The sequence below is a fragment of the Syntrophomonas zehnderi OL-4 genome (genome assembly GCF_000983115.1).
GTDB lineage: Bacteria > Bacillota > Syntrophomonadia > Syntrophomonadales > Syntrophomonadaceae > Syntrophomonas_B > Syntrophomonas_B zehnderi.
Genome location: NZ_CGIH01000009.1, coordinates 131,798 through 153,861 on the forward strand (window position 1 = coordinate 131,798; position 22,064 = coordinate 153,861).

The 22,064-nt window shown below is 45.5% G+C and carries 19 protein-coding genes; 2 read left to right on the top strand and 17 right to left on the bottom strand.

Annotation, left to right across the window (positions count from 1 at the left end; genetic code table 11):
• Positions 1 to 27 precede the first annotated feature (27 nt).
• From lpdA to AAV90_RS03600, 15 genes are all read right to left on the bottom strand, one after another.
• The gene (gene lpdA / locus AAV90_RS03530; protein ID WP_046495907.1) at positions 28 to 1,410 is read right to left on the bottom strand and encodes a dihydrolipoyl dehydrogenase; all 1,383 of its coding nucleotides are present in this window, start codon (positions 1,408 to 1,410) and stop codon (positions 28 to 30) included.
• Positions 1,407 to 2,861 carry an aminomethyl-transferring glycine dehydrogenase subunit GcvPB gene (gcvPB, locus tag AAV90_RS03535; RefSeq protein WP_046495909.1) on the bottom strand — a complete coding sequence of 485 codons (1,455 nt, stop codon included), beginning with the start codon at positions 2,859 to 2,861 and terminating at the stop codon, positions 1,407 to 1,409. Before gcvPB ends, lpdA begins: the two co-directional genes overlap by 4 nt.
• Positions 2,854 to 4,176, bottom strand: coding sequence for an aminomethyl-transferring glycine dehydrogenase subunit GcvPA (gene gcvPA, locus AAV90_RS03540; protein WP_046495912.1), 1,323 nt, complete (start codon positions 4,174 to 4,176; stop codon positions 2,854 to 2,856). The genes gcvPB and gcvPA overlap by 8 nt, the downstream gene beginning before the upstream one ends.
• Positions 4,177 to 4,187: 11 nt before the next feature.
• On the bottom strand, positions 4,188 to 4,571 hold the full coding sequence (gene gcvH / locus AAV90_RS03545) for a glycine cleavage system protein GcvH (RefSeq protein ID WP_046495915.1): 384 nt from the start codon (positions 4,569 to 4,571) through the stop codon (positions 4,188 to 4,190).
• A 32-nt stretch (positions 4,572 to 4,603) separates the two neighbouring features.
• A complete protein-coding gene (gcvT, locus tag AAV90_RS03550) occupies positions 4,604 to 5,713 on the bottom strand; it encodes a glycine cleavage system aminomethyltransferase GcvT (RefSeq protein ID WP_046495917.1) in 1,110 nt (369 codons plus the stop codon).
• A gap of 303 nt (positions 5,714 to 6,016) precedes the next feature.
• Positions 6,017 to 6,490 (bottom strand): metallophosphoesterase family protein, encoded by a 474-nt coding sequence (locus tag AAV90_RS03555; protein ID WP_046495919.1) that lies wholly within the window; start codon positions 6,488 to 6,490, stop codon positions 6,017 to 6,019.
• On the bottom strand, positions 6,487 to 7,101 hold the full coding sequence (locus AAV90_RS03560) for an XTP/dITP diphosphatase (protein ID WP_046495921.1): 615 nt from the start codon (positions 7,099 to 7,101) through the stop codon (positions 6,487 to 6,489). The genes AAV90_RS03555 and AAV90_RS03560 overlap by 4 nt, the downstream gene beginning before the upstream one ends.
• Positions 7,067 to 7,828 (bottom strand): ribonuclease PH, encoded by a 762-nt coding sequence (rph, locus tag AAV90_RS03565; protein WP_046495923.1) that lies wholly within the window; start codon positions 7,826 to 7,828, stop codon positions 7,067 to 7,069. The genes AAV90_RS03560 and rph overlap by 35 nt, the downstream gene beginning before the upstream one ends.
• 324 nt (positions 7,829 to 8,152) lie before the next feature.
• Complete coding sequence (locus AAV90_RS03570) at positions 8,153 to 8,932, bottom strand: acyl-CoA dehydratase activase (protein ID WP_046495924.1); 780 nt, start codon at positions 8,930 to 8,932, stop codon at positions 8,153 to 8,155.
• 135 nt (positions 8,933 to 9,067) lie between these two features.
• The gene (locus AAV90_RS03575) at positions 9,068 to 10,042 is read right to left on the bottom strand and encodes a 2-hydroxyacyl-CoA dehydratase family protein (RefSeq protein WP_046495925.1); all 975 of its coding nucleotides are present in this window, start codon (positions 10,040 to 10,042) and stop codon (positions 9,068 to 9,070) included.
• A gap of 12 nt (positions 10,043 to 10,054) precedes the next feature.
• Positions 10,055 to 10,858: a glutamate racemase gene (gene murI, locus AAV90_RS03580; protein WP_046496030.1), complete on the bottom strand. Its 804-nt coding sequence runs from the start codon at positions 10,856 to 10,858 to the stop codon at positions 10,055 to 10,057.
• Positions 10,859 to 10,965: 107 nt separating this feature from the next.
• Positions 10,966 to 11,568, bottom strand: a complete 603-nt coding sequence (locus AAV90_RS03585; RefSeq protein ID WP_052729581.1) for a GerMN domain-containing protein — start codon at positions 11,566 to 11,568, stop codon at positions 10,966 to 10,968.
• A 274-nt stretch (positions 11,569 to 11,842) separates the two neighbouring features.
• Positions 11,843 to 13,609: a vWA domain-containing protein gene (locus AAV90_RS03590; protein ID WP_046495926.1), complete on the bottom strand. Its 1,767-nt coding sequence runs from the start codon at positions 13,607 to 13,609 to the stop codon at positions 11,843 to 11,845.
• Positions 13,610 to 13,627: 18 nt separating this feature from the next.
• The gene (locus AAV90_RS03595) at positions 13,628 to 14,842 is read right to left on the bottom strand and encodes a magnesium chelatase ATPase subunit I (protein WP_046495928.1); all 1,215 of its coding nucleotides are present in this window, start codon (positions 14,840 to 14,842) and stop codon (positions 13,628 to 13,630) included.
• A gap of 456 nt (positions 14,843 to 15,298) precedes the next feature.
• A complete protein-coding gene (locus AAV90_RS03600; RefSeq protein ID WP_046495930.1) occupies positions 15,299 to 16,087 on the bottom strand; it encodes a LytR/AlgR family response regulator transcription factor in 789 nt (262 codons plus the stop codon).
• 249 nt (positions 16,088 to 16,336) lie between these two features.
• On the opposite strand from AAV90_RS03600, the gene AAV90_RS03605 reads away from it, so the two are divergent.
• Both AAV90_RS03605 and AAV90_RS03610 read left to right on the top strand, forming a co-directional pair.
• Positions 16,337 to 17,212, top strand: coding sequence for a radical SAM protein (locus AAV90_RS03605; protein ID WP_046495932.1), 876 nt, complete (start codon positions 16,337 to 16,339; stop codon positions 17,210 to 17,212).
• A 129-nt stretch (positions 17,213 to 17,341) separates the two neighbouring features.
• The gene (locus AAV90_RS03610) at positions 17,342 to 17,767 is read left to right on the top strand and encodes a DUF1285 domain-containing protein (RefSeq protein WP_084691464.1); all 426 of its coding nucleotides are present in this window, start codon (positions 17,342 to 17,344) and stop codon (positions 17,765 to 17,767) included.
• Positions 17,768 to 17,991: 224 nt separating this feature from the next.
• On the opposite strand, the gene AAV90_RS03615 is transcribed toward AAV90_RS03610, so the two are convergent.
• Positions 17,992 to 20,667 carry an aminotransferase class III-fold pyridoxal phosphate-dependent enzyme gene (locus AAV90_RS03615; RefSeq protein WP_046495935.1) on the bottom strand — a complete coding sequence of 892 codons (2,676 nt, stop codon included), beginning with the start codon at positions 20,665 to 20,667 and terminating at the stop codon, positions 17,992 to 17,994.
• 223 nt (positions 20,668 to 20,890) lie between these two features.
• On the bottom strand, positions 20,891 to 21,913 hold the full coding sequence (locus AAV90_RS03620; RefSeq protein WP_242847473.1) for a 4Fe-4S dicluster domain-containing protein: 1,023 nt from the start codon (positions 21,911 to 21,913) through the stop codon (positions 20,891 to 20,893).
• Positions 21,914 to 22,064 lie beyond the last annotated feature (151 nt).

The following is a 22,064-nucleotide window of genomic DNA, read 5'->3' on the forward strand; positions in this document are numbered from 1 at the left end:
GTCTGTTTTCTTATTTCTTTTCGTTCCTTAGCGGCCCCTGGGGGGTTGCAGGTGGATGGCTGTGCCTTTTACTGCGGCGATGGCTTCGGCAAGGGTTTCCCCTAAGGTAGGGTGAGGATGAATTACCCCTTTGACGTCATTAATTTTCATGCGGTTCTTAACCATCAGGGTGGCCTCCAGGATTAAATCCGAAGCATGCGGCCCCATAATATGCACCCCGATTATGGTATCCTCCTGATCAGCTATCACTTTTACCAGACCGTCCGTCTCGCCCAGGGTCATAGCTTTGCCGTTGGCGCCAAACTGGAATTTGCCTGTTTGATAATCGATTCCCTGCTGTTTGGCCTGATCTTCACTGATGCCGACTGTTGCTATTTCCGGGAACGTGAATATGCACCCCGGTACTGCGTGATAAGAAACCCGGCTGTCCAAGCCTGCCATACGTTCGACTGCCACCATAGCCTCTTCGGATGCTACGTGCGCCAGCATAGGAGCGCCGATAACATCTCCGATAGCATAAATACCCTTAACATTAGTCTCAAAGTTCTCATCGACCTGGATAAATCCATGCCCGGTTGTTATGCCCAGCTTGGCGAGATTTAGGCCATCGGTAACGGGTTTCCGTCCGGCAGCGACCAGAACCAGGGCGGCTTCTTTTATCAACGTGCCTTTTGGGTTTACGGCTGTTACCTGCAAACCACCTTCGGCAACCTGTATGCTTTGTACTTTGGTGCCGGTATGTATTTCAATGCCCTGCCGTTTAAAAATTACATTCGAGCGCTTGATTAGCTCACTATCCAGCGTGTTTAGAATTTGGGGGGCATATTCTAAAACCGTTACTCGGCTGCCGAAGGAATTAAAAATACCCGCAAATTCCATTCCCACTACCCCGCCGCCGATGATTATCAGCTCCGCTGGTACTTGCTCTATATCCAGGATATCTTCACTCTTCATTACACCCGGCAGATTTGCGCCTGGAACGGGCAGATCGGCTGATTCAGAACCACTGGCAATTAGTATGCGGCGGCACTTAATAACCTGATCTTTGACTATTACGGTAGTTGCATCCTGAATAGACGCCTGTCCGTTAATCACCTCAACTCCGTTAGCTTTTAGCAGACCCGCTACCCCGGCAACCAGGTTGTTGACAATCGTTTCTTTGCGCTGGCGAGCCGCCGCCATATTAAATTGCACCCCGGAGCTTTGAATGTTATACTCCTCCAGTTTACTCATAGTGCGCATGACTTCGGCATTTTTGTAATAGGCTTTGGTCGGTATGCAACCTCGATTCAGACAGGTACCTCCCAACTGATCCTTTTCCACCAGCGCAACTTCCAAACCCAATTGCCGCGCTCGGATTGCCGCTACATAACCTCCCGGGCCACCGCCGATAATAAGAAGATCTTTCATTGCGCAGCCTCCCATTTGACCTTGGGTTTACGGGCCGCTCCCACTTCGTCCAGGCGGTTGACAGGCGTAGTACGCGGAGCTGTTTTGATCAATTCGCTATTCTCTTGCGCCTCCCGGGCAATATCCTTTAGGGCCTTAATAAAGTCATCAAGCCGGGCTTGGCTTTCCGTTTCGGTTGGCTCAATCATCATTGCTTCTTTGACAATTAACGGAAAATAGATGGTGGGAGGATGGTATCCATAATCGATCAAACGTTTGGCAACATCCAGAGTTGATATATGCGATTCTTCCATCTGATATTGACTGCTGGCTATAAACTCGTGTTTACAGATACGATCAAACGGAATATGATAAACGCCCCGCAAATGGTGGCGAATATAGTTGGCATTTAAAACCGCATGTTCACAAGCGGAACGCAGCCCCTCCCCACCTAAGGCCAATATATAGGCATATGCTTTAAGGATTACTCCAAAATTACCGTAAAAATCTTTGACCCGACCCAAAGATTGAGGGCGGTCATAATCGAAATAATAGGCTTCCTCCTTTTTCTCGACCAGCGGCACTGGCAGAAACGGAGCCAGAAATGATTTTACCCCGACTGGACCTGATCCCGGGCCGCCGCCGCCATGAGGGGTTCCGAAGGTTTTATGCAGGTTGAGGTGTACCACATCAAAACCCATATCCCCTGGGCGAGCGACCCCTATCATGCCATTTAAATTGGCACCATCATAATACAGCAGACCACCGCCTTCATGAACGATCGCGGCTATCTCCATTATATTAGTTTCAAAAAGCCCTAATGTATTTGGATTAGTCAGCATTAGACCGGCTACCTCGTCATTCATCTTGCTGCGCAGGTCACCAAGATCAACCAGACCCTCTTCATCGGATTTTATCTCAACTACTTCGAAACCCACCACATTTGCGGTAGCCGGATTGGTGCCGTGTGCCGAGTCCGGCACCAGCATTTTAGTGCGTTTGCTATCCTGTCGATCCTGATGATAGGCTTTAATAATCATTACCCCGGTCATTTCCCCATGGGCGCCGGCTGCCGGCTGCAGGGTATAACGATCCATGCCGGTAATTTCACACAACATTTTATCGGTATTATACATGAGTTCCAAGGCTCCCTGGACGGTTGATTCCGGCTGGTAGGGGTGCAGGGAGGCAAAACCCGGTAAACGGGCTGCCCACTCATTAATTTTCGGATTGTATTTCATGGTGCAGGAACCCAGCGGATAAAGGCCATCATCGACTCCGAAAGACCGGTGAGATAATTCGGTAAAATGCCGAACGACTTCAACCTCACTTACATCTGGGAGGGTTAGCTCATCCTGTCTGAGAAAATCCTGCGGGATAGTGGCAGACAAATCTACGGATGGTATATCAACCGGAGGCAGAAAAAAGGCATTACTCCCGGGAACACTCTTTTCGAAAATAAGCTTAGTCATGATTGTATCCTCCTAAAAGCGCAGCCAGTTTATCGATTTCGGCCCGGGTTCTTTTCTCGGTAAAAGCCAGCAATAATGAGTCTTCAAGTTCATATCCGCCAATTATGCCGTTTTCCAGCAGCATTTTATTCATTTGAGCTGGGTTATCGACTTTAACCGCAAATTCCCGGAAAAAGGGCAACTCATACTTCATGGACAGGCCTTTATTAAGGAATTCATCCCGCGCATATACGGCCAGTTGGTGACAGCGGTTGGCAATGGCTCGCAGCCCCCGCGCACCGATGGAACAAAGATAGATACTGGCGGTCAGCGCATTTAAGGCCTGATTGGAACAAATGTTGGAAAGGGCCTGTTCCCTGCGGATGTGCTGTTCCCGTGCCTGCAGTGTTAATACAAAAGCCCGGCGGCCCTCCAGATCCACAGTCTCACCGACTATACGCCCCGGCAGTTTACGTATATATTTTTTGGTGCTGGCCATAAATCCCAGGTAGGGCCCTCCAAAACTCAGGTTGTTGCCTAGAGACTGACCTTCACCAACCACTATATCTGCCCCCCATTCAGCCGGGGACTTCAAAACAGCCAGAGAAATAGGATCAACACACATGATTAACAAGCCTTTCTGTTTATGGACGGCTTGCTCCAGGATTTTTATATTATCTTCCAGGTGTCCGTAAAAATTCGGTTGCTGAATAATTACAGCCGCAGTTTGCTTGTCAATCTCCTTTAGCATCCTATCCAGGTCGGCTGTGCCGTCCGGGGCAGCTACCGTCACAATCTCGGTGTTGCCGGAAATACTATAACTGGTTAAGACATGAGTATACTGTGGATTTACCGTTCCAGCTACAACTATCTTGCTTCTCCGGCTGGCTTCGCAAGCCACATGACAGGCTTCAGCCAAAGCCGTTCCGGCATCATACAAGGAGGCATTGGATACATCCATGCCGGTAAGGTTGCAGATAAGGGTCTGATACTCAAAAATAGCCTGCAAAATTCCCTGACTTAATTCCGGCTGGTAAGGGGTATAGGCAGTGTAGAATTCTGAACGCCAAAGCATTTGCTCAACCACGGCCGGAATGTAATGGTCATAGGCACCTGCACCCAGGAAACAAGGAAATTGGTCAACATTTATGTTCTTATTGGCCATTTCCTGCAAATGTCGGCGCAGAGCAATTTCACTGTGGGCTTCACCAATATTAAGCGGTTGGTTCAGGATTACATCCGCAGGAACATCCGCAAATAATTCCTCCATCGAGGCAAGGCCTATGCTGCGCAACATTGCCTGGCTGACAGAAGGTGGATTGGGAGTATAGGTCATCTTCTTACCCCCTAATTGGTTTCCGCACACAGTTTTTCGTAAGCTGCGGGTGATAAAAGCTGATCCAGATCATCCTGATTATCCATTTTAACAATAGCCACATAGTTTTCGTAGGGATCTTCATTTAACAATTCCGGAGCACTTTCCAGGGCATCATTGATTTCGATTATAGTCCCGCCTACCGGGCAAAAAATGGATGATACGGCCTTTACTGATTCGATTACGGCGATCTGATCACCGGCTGCAATCTCATCATCAATTTCCGGCATCTCCACGTATACGATATCTCCCATGTTGTCCTGGGCAAAATCGGTAATACCGACATAAGCCTGCTCACCATCAACCCTTACCCATTCATGATCATTGGTATACAGCAAATCCTGGGGAATGTTCATACTGTTTTTTCCTCCTTTGTTTTTACAATCTATTATGGAGTCGTTCTGGCCTGACTCTTCTTTTTGTAAAAAATTCCCTGGTCTATCTGAGCCGGAACCGGTTTATCCCTGATTACAATATCGATGGTTTCACCAACGTTACCATAGGGCTGGGCAATAAGCGCCAGGCCAATATTTTTATCCAGGGTTGGTGAGTAGCCGCCGCTGGTCACCCAGCCAATTTTCTGCCCATCCTTTTCCACATCATAGTGGGAACGTGGTATTCCCCTGCCCAGCATATAAAACTCCACCAGCGTACGTGCCGGTTGGTCTTCCTTTTGTTTTAAAAGAGCCTTGCGACCGATAAAATCATCATTATCCAGTTTCACGAAAAATCCCAGTTTGGCTTCCAGGGGAGTAATATCCTGATTAATTTCTTGTCCGTACAGCGGCAGCTTAGCTTCAAAGCGCAGGCTATCACGGGCTCCCAGTCCGATAGGCGCAATATCCTGACCCCCGGCCTTTATAATCTCTTCCCAGATAAAACCGGCTTGTCCCGGTTTAAGATAAACCTCAAAACCATCCTCCCCAGTGTAACCGGTTCGGGATACAATACATGGCACTCCGGCAATCTTTACTTCCGGATTAAAATAAAAGAATTTGATGGTATTTAAATCAGTGTCACTTATCTTTTGCAATATCTCCTGGGCCTTGGGGCCTTGTATGGCAAGCTGGGCATATTGCTCAGACACATTAGTTACCATAACGTCCGGCGGACAGTTTTCCTTGATCCAGGCAAAATCCTTGTCGGTATTGGAGGCATTTACAACCAGGAAATAGTGTTCTTCAGAATACTTATAGATAATCAGATCATCTACTACTCCGCCGTGGGGATAACACATTAATGCGTACATTACCTGGTTTTCCGCTAGTTTTTTAATATTGTTGGTAGTCAGGTACTGCACATATTCCTGGGCTGCTTTTCCTTTGACCTCAATCTCGCCCATATGGGAAACATCAAAAAGGCCGGCCTTTTCGCGCACCATCTTATGTTCTTTTATGATTCCCTCATACTGAACAGGAAGTTCCCAACCCCCAAAATCAATTAGTTTGCCTTTATATTTCTGGTGCATGGCATACAATGGAGTTTTCTTTAATTCCATGGCCTCTCCTCCTCGGTCATATGTTTTGTATATCACAGCTAATAGTTTATTTACAAGAATTTTAATACTTATGACGACAATTCTGAACAGGTAATTTTATTCTCTCCTGCCTCACCTATTATATGCAGTGCCAGGGCTGCGGCCGAAAATCGATAAATAATCACAACAATCAGGGGAGATACCTTTTTCCCCCCTTGTTCAACCAAATGTTGAATAATGTCTAAAACCAGTGTTAATCGTAACCAATCTGCGTCTAATTTATCTGCCTGATCCGCGTCTCATTAAAATCTATTTTTTAATTAACTAAATCCCAATCAGACGCGGTTTTAAAACGCCCTGTTCCACTTCAATCAAGCCATAGGTTCCTGGACTGCCAAAACGGGGACGGGTCGGGCTACCGGGATTGATCATCCAAATATCCCCCTCCTGCTTTAAATGCGGCACATGAGTATGTCCATAGACAACTGCGTCAGCCCCCAATTCTAAGGCCCGATAGTATAGGCGATTAACACCCTTTTTAACCCCCCATTGGTGTCCGTGGGTTAAATAAAACTTGTGACCCAATATCTCAATAAATTCTTCGGTTTTAGCGCCTTTAAAGTTTCGGTCACAGTTGCCCAGTACACTATGGTGCTTTATTTTTAAAGATCCGGATATTTTTTGCCCGTCATTATAAAAATCCCCGGCAAACAAAAGACAGTCAATTTTTTGTTGCCTCAGTTGCCGCAAAACTCCCTCAGTATGTCCATGGGTATCTGCTAACACACCAATAATCAAGTTTTCGCCTCCATCGCCAATATTTCCTCTAAAATCGGCTTAATTTTCAGCAAAGCCTGACCTCGATGGCTGATTTTATTTTTGACGCTCGGATCCAACTCGGCAAAACTTTTGTCAAAACCATCCGGCACAAACAAAGGATCGTAGCCAAACCCCGCTTCACCTTGCCGGGTTTTGGCTATCATGCCTGTACAACTGCCGGAGACGGTTTGGACTGTTCCAGCCGGATCAGCAAGAGCGATTACGCATACAAACCGAGCGGTTCGTTCATGATCGGCTATATTTTGCAGGGCCTGGAGTAATTTTTGATTATTCTGTTCATCATCGGCCTGCGGCCCTGCAAAACGAGCTGAAAATACACCTGGAGCGCCATCCAATGCATTCACAACCAATCCGGAATCATCGGCCAAGGTAAGTATATTGCTTGCTTTAGCTGTCAGCACGGCTTTTTTTACTGCGTTTTCGGAGAAAGTCAATCCGTCTTCCTCTACGTCAGGTACGGGCGGAATATCATTAAGGCTTAAGAGATTAAAATCCAAATCCTTTAAAATCTCCAACAGCTCTAATTTCTTTTTATTATTCCTCGTGGCTATAAGTAAATTGCGGGACATAACCTACTTCCTTTGCAATGGTTTGCGCCTGCAGCGCTATGATTTCGCTAATTCCTTTTTCGGCCAGCCCCAGTAAATTATCCATTTCCTGCCGGCTAAAAGGTTTGCCTTCAGCGGTTCCCTGAATCTCCACAAAATCGCCTCGTCCGGTCATAACCACATTCATATCTACTTCGGCCTGAGAATCCTCAGTATACTCCAAATCCAGCAGAGGCACATTGTTCACGATACCTACACTGGTAGCGGCTACATAGTCAATAAGTGGAATTTCGGCCAGTATGCCTTTTTCTTTGATCCGGTAGAGAGCCAGATACAGGGCTACAAAACTTCCACTGATGGAGGCAGTACGGGTACCGCCGTCAGCCTGAAGAACATCGCAATCCAACCAGATGGTTCGCTCGCCTAGGGAGGTTAAATCTACTACTGCCCGCAGGGATCTTCCAATCAGGCGCTGTATCTCCGAGGTGCGCCCGGTAATTTTGCCTCGGCTGGCCTCCCGGGGGGTTCTGGCTTCAGTTGCCGCCGGCAACATGGAATACTCGGCTGTAACCCAGCCGGATCCGGTGCCTTTCAAAAAAGGCGGCACCTTCTCCTCTACCATGGCAGAGCACAAAACAATCGTATTCCCAGTCTGTACAAGTACAGAACCTTCCGGGTTTTTGACAAATCCAGCCTGCATCTTTAGCTGACGCATTTCATTATTAAGGCGGTCATTCGGTCTGCTCATTTAGTATCTCCTTTGCCTTTTTCTATCGTATATACTATTTCCCCGAGAATCAATAGCTAAAACACAACCAACCCTGAAAATAGCAAGTACTTCGGATCAGGAAATTTAATATCCGCGCGGGAGCTCTGCCCACAGAATAAGGCAAAAATACAGTAGCGGTGGTTTAAGCATTAATCGCCCGCTGCCCATAGCCGGTTAACTCCCTGATTACTTCTTGTCTTTTTTCGTTTCTATCAATAGCTTGCGTCCTTAATAAATAAAATAACAATGTAAATCATAGCTTGTAATGTCCAAAATAAAACCCGAATTTTCAGCTTCAATTTACTAATCACTGCTTAACAGATTTGCAAACAGTTCCTCACCATAGGTACAGCATCCTATGGCGCCGTTTAATTGTGGTTCCTTCAGGCTTACGACCTGACTGGCAGTCTCTTTGCTGATAATATTTCCTATGGCTTGATTATGGGCTACGCCTCCCGCCAGGACAATAATGTCACTGCCAAGCCGATCCAGCATGGCGGCAAAGCGCCGATAAAGCGAATAATTTATACCGGCGGCCAGCTCATTAACGGAATAGCCTTCTACGATTTTGGCAATTATCTCGGTTTCGCCGAAAATAGCACAAGTGGAATTAAGCTCAACCGGATCCAGGCTGTACAAAGACAATTCCTCCAAGCTTAACCCCAGCACAGCTGCCATGTTCTCCAGATATCGTCCGGAACTGGCCGCACAGCGATCATTCGTCATAAAATCAACCGCCCGGCTTCCCCTGACTTGAATAATTTTCGTATCCTGACCGCCGATATCGATAAGAGTAAAATCAGCTAAACCAGTCTGGAAAACCGCTCCCCGGACATGCGCTTGTATTTCCGGCAGGTGCACGACCCCCTCCAGTTGTACGGTAACTTTACCATAACCGGTAGCAACTACGTTTTCGTTGCGCCCAAAACCCAGTTGGTTAAGGTTGATTTTTAAGCTTTTCTCACCCGGATCACTGTAACGCCGGTAAAAGTCTATAGTATCAAAAATCCGAAAATCGGTTATAGTGCTGTCATTCATTTGTACAATTTTAATAAATCGTGAACCTAAATCCAATCCTATCATATCTTCACCCAATCCAGTATTAGTAAACAACTTAACCCGGATTACCCAGATTTATAGGGCTAACCCGGGAAAAAAACTAGTTAAAGAGCACCTGATAAAGCATAAATGGGACAGTAAATCCAACACTTAACCCTATTATTTCAACATATTTATGAAGGCTTCCAGCCGCATACGTGATCTGGCATCAACCCGCCCCGGCTTGTCCCCCTCCAGGGTTAAAAATGGTAATTTGATCTGTTGACGATAGATTAAATCTTCGATCTGGCGAAAACAGAAGGTCTGGGCATAATGGATGATACCGTCTACCTGGCGCAGAGATAGTTGTTGCTGGATATCCCGCAAGCGCACAAAGGCTCCGTACGGGTAAGTGTAACAACTATATTGCTCGATTATGTTATTACAGGCAAAAGGCATGGAAAACTGACGTTGAACCTCATTATATACTACTCGAGCCCCCATATTTTCTAATACCTCGTATAAATCTGTAAATATAGGGGGAACCCCTATATAGGCTAACCGCACCTGATCTTTAAATGGCTGGCGTTCTCTAAGACCGTCAATAAATATCTGCAATTCCTGCTTATACTGCCCGGGATCACCATTAAAGTCACTGGAAGACACCAAATAGTAATGGTTTTCCCAACTGCTGACCAGATTATCCTGCCAGGTCATGGTATCCAAATCCTGGCACAAGCGGCGTACCGGCAGCAAATCGGTACGGACTTTTTCCACCTCATCCCAATTCACCTTAAACACCTGCATAAGTTTTTCCATCTGATTTTTAAGCATGTCCTTATCCTGGTCATAAGGATAAGCAAATGGCAGTATGGGGATATCTTTTAATTGCAGGGTCTCCATCAGGGCCTGGGTATTGCTGCAATCTCCCTGCATTACAGCAATCATTGCTTCCAGGTCGGTGTCAAGGGCCACCGCGTAAAGCCCTTTGATCCATCCGCAGGTGTTACGGGGATATCCGGCTTCCTCAGCTATATCCACCCATTGTTTGGCCTTAGGGGAACCAATAAAAATATTGTTTAAATCCAGCGGGGTTTTGCCGGCTGCCAGTATGATCTCAACCGGAATACTGGTGGTAAAACCAATCTTGCCCATATATATCCCTCATCATTTTGCTAAGTTTACTTTTTCGGCATTGTGGATCAGATTCCCCAGCAACAATGAACCCACTTTATAAAATGATTGATCATTACCGCTGACCAGGAAACGGCCTGCGCCTTTACCTGACCCGTTTAAAATCTGTTCCTGGGTTAAAAGGGTTTTTAATTCTTCAACCGTCTCCGATGCCGGATCTACCAACCGGACTGAAGTACCGGCATGTTTTTTTAAAATCGGGAGCAAAAACGGATAATGTGTACAACCCAGCACCAATGTGTCAATACCCTTCTCCAGCAAGGGATCAATATATTCCTGCACGGCCTCCTCTACCTCTGCCCCTGCCAATTGTCCTGATTCTACCAAAGGCACAAAGCGCGGACAGGCATTGGCAAAAACCTGGCAATCACCATCAATGGCGGAGATGGATTTACTGTAAGAACCGCTGTTTACGCTGGCCTGGGTAGCAATTATACCTATCTTTTTGTTGCGGCTTGTCCTTACCGCCGCCCTTGCTCCAGGTTTTACAACCCCCAGCAGGGGAACCGGGTAGTCATCTTCTATCTCAGGAAGCGTTATGGATGAATGCGTACCGCAAGCTACCACAATGGCTTTGACATCATTATCCAGTAAAAAGGCAATAATATTCCGAGCATACTGGCATAGCTGCTCCCGACTTTTATTCCCATAGGGAAGATGGGCCGTATCACCAAAATATATAAAGCTCTCCCTGGGCAATTGTTCTACCAGAGATTTTACAACCGTCAAGCCCCCTACCCCGGAATCAAATATGCCAATAGGCCTAGTATCGCTCAAAAAAAACACCCCAATTTTCTGTTCATAAGTGTGACCAGTTCCCAGATATTTAATTAACAATCCACTAAATACTCTATCACTTTTTAACCCTGGGGGACAGTCCCCACCTAAATACTATAATTAGGTTCTATGGGATTATCAAGATTCATATATCCGCCGATGCTGGTTGCGTTTTTTCCGTCAACCATAAAGCTTATTGATTTGATAGTGGGAAACTGACCTAGTGTATTGGCAACTGCGTAGATCATGAGTTTTTCTTGTTCTCTACTGTTTACCCCCCGTACTTCCGAACTTAAATCAACTACACAAAGGCCATCCGGCTTCACATTGATATCCAGCAGCCGGGTACCATCCGGAAATAACTGCACCGCCTCAACATTGGCCGGGCCTTTTAACAATTCTTCCATGGTTTCCCGGGCGATTCCTTCAACCTTGGCAATATCCCTTTCTTCGGCAACCAATTTTTGACTGCGGGCATCTCCAAAGTAAAGACTTATCTGTAGTTTTTTACCGTCCGCTTTTAAGCTGTTTTTATTTTTTTGAGGCCGCGGGGTTTTATCCCCTGGGGCTGCCTTTTCCTCTTGCGCGGGAATTTTAAGCAGATCCTGCCAATCCTTTATTTTGCTCTGATCCGGCTGAGCGCATCCGCCGCTTAATAGGCAAATACTCAAAAGAATTAAAGCCAGGATTACCATAAATGTATTACGCATCTTATAACCTCCCCCAACTATTACTGCTATAAGATTACTAGCTAAATCTATAATTTATGCAATATATTGCAAAAAAGCAGGTATAGCACCTGCTTTTTTTCATATCGGGTATGACTTGATTCATATCAGGCCGTAATAACTAATTAAATAATCAAACGCCGTTGGGGTTACGTTAGTTTTCCCAGCGAAAACTAACATTTGCGCTGCCAAGGTTGAACTACAATATCAACACAACTGTTTTCAGAGGCAACCTCAGTCACGGGGGTTAATTCGTTTAAAAGTTATGGGCCATGTTTTTCTTTTCGTAGCGGACAATATTTATGAGATTATCTTTGTTTAAATCATCCACCATATATAGTGCCCCTCCCGCCCGGTTGCACAATTTCTCAAGATAGATCCGGTTGGATTCCACCCCTATACATATGAAACTAATTTTGGTTCCTTCCAACTGGCCTGCGGCTGTTATGGCATCAGCCTTGGCATCCATCGTCCATAAAGGTACATTGGGAATCCCATCGGTAATTAAAACCAGGAGCGGGTTGCGCAGTCGGTTGGCTTGCATTAATTCTAATGCGGTCACAATCCCGCTGGCCAGAGGAGTCAAGCCCGCCGGATTAATAGTCGACAGTCCCCGGGTGAGAAGTTTCTGGTTACGGGTAAAGGGCACCACCACTCTACTGGAGTGTTCCTGGAAGGTTACCACGGCCACTTTTTCCTTGCCGGTCAGCAACAGGTGCTCGGCCAAAAAACAGGCTGCCTGACGTTTGTCACCAGCCATGCTGCCGCTGGCATCGATCAATAGACAGATATCCACCGGTACATAACTTTTTTTATCATAAAAATGCAGGTCTTCTTTTTGCAAGGTAAAGATTTGATCTCCCCGCAAAAAGCTGTTCTTTTTGGCCTGAATAATAGTCTCGGGCACGGCCAGATTGCCCGACCAATTTTTATCTGAGTTGTTGATCGTGCGATTATAATTGGTAAATTCCAAGTGGGTGCTTTTATGCTCCGTACTGCCTAACTTGCGAAACCGGCTGGCTCCGCCGCCCGGCATCTTGCGCATATTGCGCCTGATTTCGGTTTCTAATTCACACTGATGTTGGATAATATACTCATGCAGCTTAATACCCCGCTTGGTGAGCTTTCTTCCGGCAGGACCCTGTTTCATCAGTCCCAGTTCTTCCAACTGCTCGACATAATGCTCAACATCGCCCCACTTTTTCTTTTGGTATTCAGCCCCTTTACGTTTGAAAATATTGGTAGAATAGCATTCCATCCATTCTTCAATCTCTTCAACCCCGCCGAATTTCTCAGCCAGCTTAAGTACCAGCTGATTGACGTTCTCCTTGGAAGGCAACTGAGACGCATTCTGACCCTTGAATTTTTTCCAAGGCAGCTTCATATAGCCGGCAAAATTCTCCTCGGTCTTTTTTTGCTTGCCATGCGATATGTTGCGGACTTTAGCCAGGGTCACATCTGATCCTAAAATTGCCGCTTCTACGGCTTCACTGATTACATAAATCAAGGGGTAATCATCACGGTTGAAGCGAGCCAGAATATGCACATGATCCCAGCCTTCTTCACCTTCGGAATAAGGCTTGATTTTTTCCTGAAACAAATCGTAGAGAACACCCTTGCCACCGTTGGTTGTAACAAATATTTTATTGGCGCAGGCAACCACCAGCCGGAAACGTTCATCCTCAGCATACTTTAACTGAGGATCTTCCGTTAGCAGGTGCTGATCCAGCGACCAAAAAATGGATTTGGCTACATCGCAGGGGTCGATATCGCCAGGCTTGTGATATACATCGATATGTATCACCTGATCCAGATCGACAAAATCCAGATAGGTTTTCCCGGCATCTCGATTAGTTAAAATCTTGATTTGGCCTTTGATCCGCTTTTCCGGCATACGGGTATGGGCTTTGCGGCTGACCACAGTGCTTTCACCTAAGCGCACACCCTGATCCTGGCCCAAATAAAGACTTAGATAATTCCCAACGGTGGTGGCATTGCTAATGTTGGACTGACCACTTTGCATATCACCACACCCTTTTTGCTAGACCTCTTTCGGTGCCAGAGTTTTCTCAGTATTAATCAATTCATTACGGCCCAAATCTTTCAGAGGCCGACCAGTCATGGTGAAATACTCGTTATCTTCTTCAGTTTTCTTGGGGTTGTTTTTCTTGTTTTTAAAACTTAAGATACCATCCCGACTGCCCCGGGCATCTGTGTCGTTTACTATTTTAATCAGGGTATCTCCGTCCACCCGATGTTTTAATACCTGGGGAATCATATGGGTAATATCACTTATTATTGCCTGATCCCGGTTCTTTATGGTACTGTATAAAACAGCGCCTTGTTGCATCGCCTCTATTGCTCTGATACTTTCCAGATTGTGTTTCACATATAGACGGGCTATGTAATTTCTTAAGAAATCCGGCAGATCGGCTTTTTGGTAATTCTGAGCCCACTTTATTATGTTTTGACGATACGTTTCATTTTTACTTAGATCAGCTTGATCATTCATTTCTTTGGAGCGGTTGATTTTATGGGTATGGGAATTTTCCTTTAACATTTGGGCCAGAATATCAACTGAAGTAGGCCGACCCATGTAGCAGACCATGTCAAAACGGTCTGATAACTGCCTTCTTATTTCCTCCAGGGAACCGGGATCTTCGTCCGGATTGGAAGCCGCCCAGACAGATACGTTAACCTGGATATCAACTACCGGCAAACCGGCCTCTTCTATCTGCAAATGACCTGGTTTGTTGCCCATAACATCCAGCAGGATATCAGTAATCTCAGGAGACGTATCCGCTAAACGGTTTATTTCATCTATAAAAATAATCCCCCGGTGAGCTTGGGGAATAGTACCCGGTAGTAATTGGGCCTCAGGATGGGCACAGTCAGTCAGGCGCGCCAGATCAATACTGCCGGCAATCGTGCCTATCTTGGCCGAATGTGATATTTCCAGGAATGGCATGGGGATTTCTTCTTCCCCTAGCTGAGCAATTTCGTCCGGGCTCATGTCCCGGTGGATTGGACAATGCGGACGGGCGGGGTCGCAATTGTAGACACATGACCTGATTCTTTTTATATTGGGAAGTATTCCTCTGGCCGCTCTCATTATGGTGGTTTTTCCCGTTCCCCTTAATCCTTCGGCATGAATATGCAATGGTTCACCCGCATATGAGGAGACTATGGACATCATGACCAAATCAAATAGGGCTTCGTTGCCTTCGTAGCGTTCGAGTTTTGAGAATGGGATCATGAGCATTCCTCCTATCTTCTGAGAACCGGGTTTTTGCAGCAACCCGGTTGGTATACTGCTATATTAAATACAGCTAAAAAGTATACTTTCATTTTTCCTGTTTCAATATTATGATGGACTCATTCCGCTCAATATCAGTTCATTTTTTCATTAAGTCCCAATTGAAACAGCCTTTTATATATTTTTTTCACCTCCGTTTTTTTTTGACGAACTTCCTTCCCTTTTTACTATAGCTTATCTTGTGATTCATTTCTCTATGTCTTGAGTATTTTGTAGATAAATGGGGATAACTTGCCGAAGTATATTCAAAAAGCATCTATTTAAAGGTACAACTAATTTTCGCAAAAATATAAGGAAGCATCTATTTATGCTTCCTTAATAAGGGTTTTTAAACCGCTTTATTCTTTTTTATAGATAGTTGGCCGATGTTCATTTACGATACAATCCGGTTTTATACTAAACAATCCCCAGTTTTTCCCGCAATCCTTTGGCTCGGGAACGGCTTAAAATAATATTTTTCTTTATATCATCCAGATTTAAAAGATAGGAGCCTTCGCCGAAATTTATTATTTCCTTTACATAATTCAGATTTACAATAAATGCCTGGTGGGCTCTGAAAAAATAAGTATTATCCAAACGATGTTCCAGTTCGTTAAGGGTATAATTACTTAAATAACCGAACTCGGTCGTACAAATATAGACCTTTTTGCCCTGACTCTCACAATAAATAATATCTTCCGGGTTAAGCAAGACGATCTTCCCTTTTTCGCGTACTGGCAGTTTGTTAGCGTATAATTCCTGATTGCGATATCGATCTATTATAAAATCAATACGCTCCTTAAGTCTGTTCATAACTATTTCATTTATATAATTAACATGGGCAATCTGCATTTTAGCTCTCTGAATGGTTTTTTCGATACGCTGCTGTTCAATTGGTTTTACAATATAATCCAGCGCGCCTAATTCAAACGCTTCTACGGCCATTTCCTTTTTTACTGTTACGAAAGCAAATAGAGGGGGAGGTTTAAGGTGTATAAGTTTACGGGCTGTTTCAAATCCGTCCATCTCCGACATGCTGATATCCAAAAACACCAGATCAACCTTTTTTTCCTGACAGAAAAGCAAAGCTTCAAGGCCATTGACGGCTTCGCCAACAATGATGACATCCTTGATGTTTTCAAGGACATACCGTAAGACAATTCTCTCCCTTTCATCATCCTCCACAATAAGGGCACGCACAGACATGCTCATTCCCCCCCGAGAACACTATTAGATTTTGCAGATAATATATTTTCTTTCTTTTCTCTTTATTCTAATATACCTATTTTCTGTTCATATAACAATATATTTTTGCATTTGGAGACGTTTATTCAACATTTTATAGATCTATTAATTTGTCCCGGATCTAATGATTCTATCACTTTTCAGAACCGGTCAGATCTGTTAACCTGTTAATTAAACCGGGAAGCTCTTATCAGTAAAGGAGTGGATGATATGCGCTATGAAGGAACTGTTTACCGTCCTCCCAGTGAAGCCAACAGCCTACTAATACAGGCAACCATTGGGTGCCCTCACAACAAGTGCAGTTTTTGTTCCATGTATAAAGGGAGCAAGTTCAAAATAAGAAGCGTTGAGGATATTAAAGAGGATCTTCTGGCAGCACGCGATTACTACGGACCTTATATTGAGTCACTGTTTTTCCCTGATGGCAACACTATAATCATGAAAACAGATCAACTGGTAGAGATCTTTAGCTATGCCAAGGAAGTATTTCCTCCTTTAAAGCGTATTACTGTCTATGGTTCGGCTCGTTTCGTAAACAAAAAGAAAATAGAAGATCTGCAAAGATTAAAAGAAGCTGGTTTAACCCGTATTCATACCGGAATGGAGAGCGGTGACGATGTTACCTTGGAAAGGATTAACAAAGGCACCAATGCGGCTGAAATCATCGAAGCAGGGCTTAAACTTAAGCAGGTAGGTATCGACACCAGTGAATACTATCTGGTAGGCATTGGGGGCAAGGAAAGATGGCGGGAACATGCCCTGGAAAGTGCCAAAGTTCTATCTGCTTTTTCGCCGGATTTTATCCGTTTGCGAACCTTTGTCCCCATTCCCAACACTCCGTTGTATGAGGATTACCAGCAAGGCAGCTTTCAGCTTTTGTCACCGCACGAGGCTCTGAAAGAAGTTGGCCTTTTTATTGCCAACCTAAATTGTGAAGGCAGCATGGTCTTAAGTGATCACGTATCTAATTATTGGAATATAAATGGGCGCATACCAGATGACCAAGAGGAAATGCTGACCGAAATTAAACGGGCTCTAACCGTACCGGAAAAAAATTTCCGTCCCGCCAACATCAGCCGCCTGTAATCCTAGTAGATACGTTACACCCAGTCATCCACGCCGGAGTCGCCGTGGGCTGGTGTGGATAGTAATGCTGCAATTCCATTTATTTGAACGATAAAGCTTGACAATTATTCGTTAAAGGGAGATGAATCTATGGACTACCAGGAGATAAAAATCGGCCGGGATGGTAAATGGTATTTTGGCGAAGCTGAGATGTTCCGCCGCAACATACTGCAGATACTGGCCCGAAACATTAATCAGGATGAAGATGGCAATTACTTTATTCAAATGGGGCAGGAAACTAATCCGCTTATAGTCGAAGATGTCCCCTTCCTGGCTACAGGATTGGTAGAAAAAGAAAATCAACCTCTGAAACTGGTTTTTCATGACCTGCAGGAAATGGTCTTGGATCATGAACTGAAGCTTTACTTGCGGGGAGACGTGCCTTATATAAGTTTCCGCTGGGAAGCCGATACCCGGCTGAGTCGCGGTGTATACTGGAAGCTCAGTGATTACTTTGATTTCCGCGGCGAGGAAATATATATAGTACCACCGTTAAGGTTTCAGGAAACGCAGTAAACAGCTTGACGTTATTGCAGTTTTCTTGAAAGTAAGGCTAAGAGGGAGACGTGCAAGGGGAGAAAAACCCCGCGGGTACTGCCAAATCTTCCCTGCACTCATAATAGTTGTATCCAAGGTAGGGGAGGCTGTAGAGTCCCTACCTTGGTTTTTATAGCACCTGAAATCCTATGCAAAACAGAAAACTGCTTTGACCCTGCGTTTTTAAAAAACTTCCTTATTAATTACAGGTTTTCGGCCATTTTAAGATGCAAGGAATTGCGGTAGATTTCTTCAATATCCTTATCATTTATTGGCTGGTTGCCCATCTTCAAACCTGCCAGTCCAAAACCATGCTTTTTAGCTATACTGCGCAGATATTGCACCGTCTCCAGGGAAAGCTTGCTGCCGATACTGTAATCCCGTCTTTCCCCTTCCAGAGCCAGCAGAACCGTCTCGGACAGGCAGGCCAGGCTTACCCCGTCCTGGTACCCCAGATTAGCGCCGAAACAAATAGTATCGGGATATTTAACCAGGCCGCCTTCCAGTATCAATACATCGTTGCGTTGATATGCCGCCGGGGCTACATCAGCGGGCCGGGCTACGTCACATACAACTGCTCCCGACTTAAGATCATCCGCGAAGATTAGATATTCCGGCGAGTTACTGGTAGCAATAATCAGGTTGCAATCAGGCAGATCCCTGGATATGTCAATACTGGTTTTAATTGGCTCATCGATATTCAGATAGCTGCAGATTTCATTTATCATGGTCAGGGAAAACTCTGCCCGCTTCACTTTAGCTAAAAAATCAGCGGCCAAAGCATCCTTTTTACCTTCCAGAAGGTTTATAACCCTAGACAGCCATAGGCTCATTCCCTGCGATTTTCCTGCGTGCAGACGTTCCAGGGCATAATTCAGGATATCACGAGTCAGGGAGTTCAAACGAATTTTACTGCTGTTGGCGTGTTTAGGGTTGCCAAACAAGGTCATTCGACATAATTTTTCAGACATGATTAAAGCACAGGCCCGACCAATAGATCCGGTAGCTCCTATTACACCGCCATGGGCAGCGATAGGCTCGATATGCATTTTTTCCGCGCCCAGGAAAAGTGCCTCCATGCCCATCAGGGTCGTAAAACTATTGCCGCTGGTTATTGCTACGTTACGCCCGGTTACAGAACGTCCTCCCCTAGTCACGACTGAAGTCAAAGCTCCCAGGCCAACGATTTCCGCCCCCAAGTCCCGGCTCATATCTACAGCCCGGCCAATCATATCCACGGTCTGCTCATGCGGCAGCTGCATTATCTCTCGACCGCCATAAGGCACGCCGATCATCCAGCCTTCAACGGTCTGTCCGTTTTGCGAGCGGATGGCCGGCATATGACAGACGATCCCCGGATCTTTGGTACGGCTTTCCCAAGCTAGAAAAGCATAAAGCTCTTCCCGGCTCAGCGAAGCAAAGGAAGGATTATTCAATACTACATCTTCTGGACCGGGATAATGGATAATAAATGCAAATCTATGATCGACAGTCTCACCCTCCGTCAAGGTGGAGTGCTTGATTTTCCGGCTCTGGGGGCGATAATCTCTGATTTCATGCGGCCGGCTGTTATCCCCCAGCAGATAGCGGTAAAGCAAAACATAATCCCTGTTGTCCATAATCCGGCAAATCATTTCCAGCGCCTCAACCACTCTATCAATCTCATCATACTCTATGGTCAAGGCCGGTTCCAGCCGTAAGGTCATGGAACTGTTTAAAAATGGGGCCAGGCGAATCCCATAAACGTTCAGTAGAAAGCCGCTTAACAAGGCGGTAAATCCGCCCTGATCGGTCAGAAAGGCCATATCATAGGAACCGCAATCGTTCAAGGCGTGAAATTCAACCCCTACCATCAACCCCTGCCCTCGCGCCTCTTTGATCACATCTGGATAACGGGCTTGCAAATCCTGTACCTGTTTAAGCAGATAATCACCTTTTAATTTTATTTCTTTAATCATTTTCTGATCGTCCTGGCGCAGTTTATCTAAAACAGCCAGCCCCACCGCACAAACCACACTGTTGTTGGCAAAGGTTGAGCTGTGCAGCATTCCAAAATCATCGTTCCAAACCCGGGGAGAACTTAGGCATACGCCTATCGGCAATAGTCCGCCGCCTAGAGCCTTGGCCAAAAGCATTACATCCGGTTCGATACCTTCATGTTCACAGGCAAATAATTTCCCCGTCCGTCCTAATCCTGTCTGCACCTCATCCACGATAAAAACTACTTCGTGCCGTTGGCAAAGTGCCTGTACCTCCGCAAGATACCCGGAATCAGCTACGATAATACCGCCTTCTCCCTGCACCGGTTCCACTATAAAAGCGGCGACATTGCCCCGATTTTCCTCCAGGGCAGTCTGCAAAGCCAAAATATCATTGAAGGGAATTCTCATAAAACCAGGTGCTGGAGCCCTAAAAGGCATCTGATAAGAATCTTTGCCGGTCGCCGACAGAGATCCCAGGGTCTTGCCGTGAAAACTGTTATGGGTAGAAATAATTATTTCCCTCCCGGTTGCAGAACGGGCCAATTTTATGGCCGCTTCTACCGCCTCGGTACCGCTTTGGCAAAACGTTGCATAACAAAGATCGCCAGGGGCACATTCGGCCAGAACATTGGCCAAACGCAGGGCTTCTCCCGGCAATGATGGCTGCACCAGACTGGGCAGACCCCTTTTTCTTACCCCTGCCAATGCTTCCCAAACAAACTCAGGGTTATATCCAAACGGAACTGCTCCATACTGGGCAATAAAATCCAAGTACCGATTGCCCTGGGCATCCTCAAGATAACTCCCTTCACCCCACACATAGTCTTTATCGAGTTTAAAGGTTGCAAATACGTCCCTTAATGTAGGGTTTAATAAATCATCGCGAAAAACAGTCATACGTTCCTCCTTTGTGCACATATTTGTGCAATAATAAGGGCTACATAAATTGTATATAACTATTCAGCTTTGTCAAATGCGAAAATGATTATTAATTCGCGAGTGATTTTATTAAGCCATAAGCGACACTCAAGCTGAGTGCCGCCAACAATAATTTATGCAAATTGCTGGGTTAGTATCAAATTGGGTAATTTCCGCGCGGAAGCTAAAGCATCCTCCCAGACTATTTCGGCTGTTGATGCTCCTTGATTTCCGTTATCACTTTAACGATATCGATCCCGGCCGGGCACAAAACCGTACACCTGCCGCAGCCGGTACATAATGGTTGGCCGTATCTTTCCGAGAAGAACTGCAATTTATGTAAAAACCGATTGCGAAATCTTTCCCGGGCTGCAATGCGGGGATTGCTCAATCCCTTCATTAAGCTTTGGGGGCGGTACATACAGGTTTCATAACAGTTGAAATTATAACCCTGATCTCTCCAGGTTTGCGCCTGCAGATCAAAACAATTGCAGGTTGGGCAAGTGTAGATACAAACGGCACACGTCTGGCAGGGTTCAGAATAATTCTCCCAGAGAGGAAGATCTGAGTAATCCAGGAGCCTTGCAAACACTCCCTCAAAATCAACTCCGCGACTCAGATGGGGAATCTGCGGCATAATAATTTCTTTTTCCCCCAGCCAGTCAGCGATTGTATCGGTTAGCGCCGCCCCTTTAGGCGACCGGCTCTCCCACACATAGCCCTCCCGTCCCACATCGTGAATAACCACATCGGCTGAGGCCGGCTCAACGGGATTTGCACCCATCGAATCACAAAAGCAGCTGGGGGCAGGGTAATAACAAGCACTGGCAACAAGGATGGTTTTATTGCGTTGCTCCTTATAATAACGGCCTTCATTTTCTTGGGTAAGGAAGACCTCATCCAGTAAATCAATAGCCCGGACATCGCAGCTGCGGATGCCAAAGATAATCCTGTCACCGGGTTCGTTACTATTCTCACCCATTCTGGCATGGGGCGGGATCATAATGTTTTTGGGAGGGATATACACGTTTAATATATCCAACATAAGATCATCATGATCCTCGTCATACGTCCCCCAGGAATAAAATCCGGTCTGCGGCCCGCGCTGCATAGGAACGAAAACATCCGCATCTTCTGCCAGCCGGTTTAAAAATGATTCGATTTTGTCCTTGTCCAGCACCTTCACCAGTTTCACTCCTCGTCTAATTTGCTTTAAAAAACTCACTCACTACATTCTCCGTTTGGCAAGTTTTTCCTGCTATGTGGTGAAATTGGATTAAGAGCAGATTATTAAAATTCCGGCAAATGTGCAAATAACCATAAGAAAAGCTCAAGGTATAAGCAGGATACCTTGAGCTTTAAAGCGATTAATTCTT

Bases quoted from the DNA above. Each gene is read 5' to 3' on its own strand.
- gcvPA (WP_046495912.1), bottom strand. From the start codon at position 4,176: ATGACCTATACTCCCAATCCACCTTCTGTCAGCCAGGCAATGTTGCGC.
- rph (WP_046495923.1), bottom strand. From the start codon at position 7,828: ATGAGCAGACCGAATGACCGCCTTAATAATGAAATGCGTCAGCTAAAG.
- AAV90_RS03570 (WP_046495924.1), bottom strand. From the start codon at position 8,932: ATGATAGGATTGGATTTAGGTTCACGATTTATTAAAATTGTACAAATG.
- gcvPB (WP_046495909.1), bottom strand. From the start codon at position 2,861: ATGACTAAGCTTATTTTCGAAAAGAGTGTTCCCGGGAGTAATGCCTTT.
- AAV90_RS03560 (WP_046495921.1), bottom strand. From the start codon at position 7,101: ATGTCCCGCAATTTACTTATAGCCACGAGGAATAATAAAAAGAAATTA.
- AAV90_RS03615 (WP_046495935.1), bottom strand. From the start codon at position 20,667: ATGACTGTTTTTCGCGATGATTTATTAAACCCTACATTAAGGGACGTA.
- AAV90_RS03590 (WP_046495926.1), bottom strand. From the start codon at position 13,609: ATGCAAAGTGGTCAGTCCAACATTAGCAATGCCACCACCGTTGGGAAT.
- AAV90_RS03585 (WP_052729581.1), bottom strand. From the start codon at position 11,568: ATGCGTAATACATTTATGGTAATCCTGGCTTTAATTCTTTTGAGTATT.
- lpdA (WP_046495907.1), bottom strand. From the start codon at position 1,410: ATGAAAGATCTTCTTATTATCGGCGGTGGCCCGGGAGGTTATGTAGCG.
- AAV90_RS03605 (WP_046495932.1), top strand. From the start codon at position 16,337: ATGCGCTATGAAGGAACTGTTTACCGTCCTCCCAGTGAAGCCAACAGC.
- AAV90_RS03600 (WP_046495930.1), bottom strand. From the start codon at position 16,087: ATGTCTGTGCGTGCCCTTATTGTGGAGGATGATGAAAGGGAGAGAATT.
- gcvT (WP_046495917.1), bottom strand. From the start codon at position 5,713: ATGGAATTAAAGAAAACTCCATTGTATGCCATGCACCAGAAATATAAA.
- AAV90_RS03595 (WP_046495928.1), bottom strand. From the start codon at position 14,842: ATGATCCCATTCTCAAAACTCGAACGCTACGAAGGCAACGAAGCCCTA.
- gcvH (WP_046495915.1), bottom strand. From the start codon at position 4,571: ATGAACATTCCCCAGGATTTGCTGTATACCAATGATCATGAATGGGTA.
- AAV90_RS03575 (WP_046495925.1), bottom strand. From the start codon at position 10,042: ATGGGCAAGATTGGTTTTACCACCAGTATTCCGGTTGAGATCATACTG.
- AAV90_RS03610 (WP_084691464.1), top strand. From the start codon at position 17,342: ATGGACTACCAGGAGATAAAAATCGGCCGGGATGGTAAATGGTATTTT.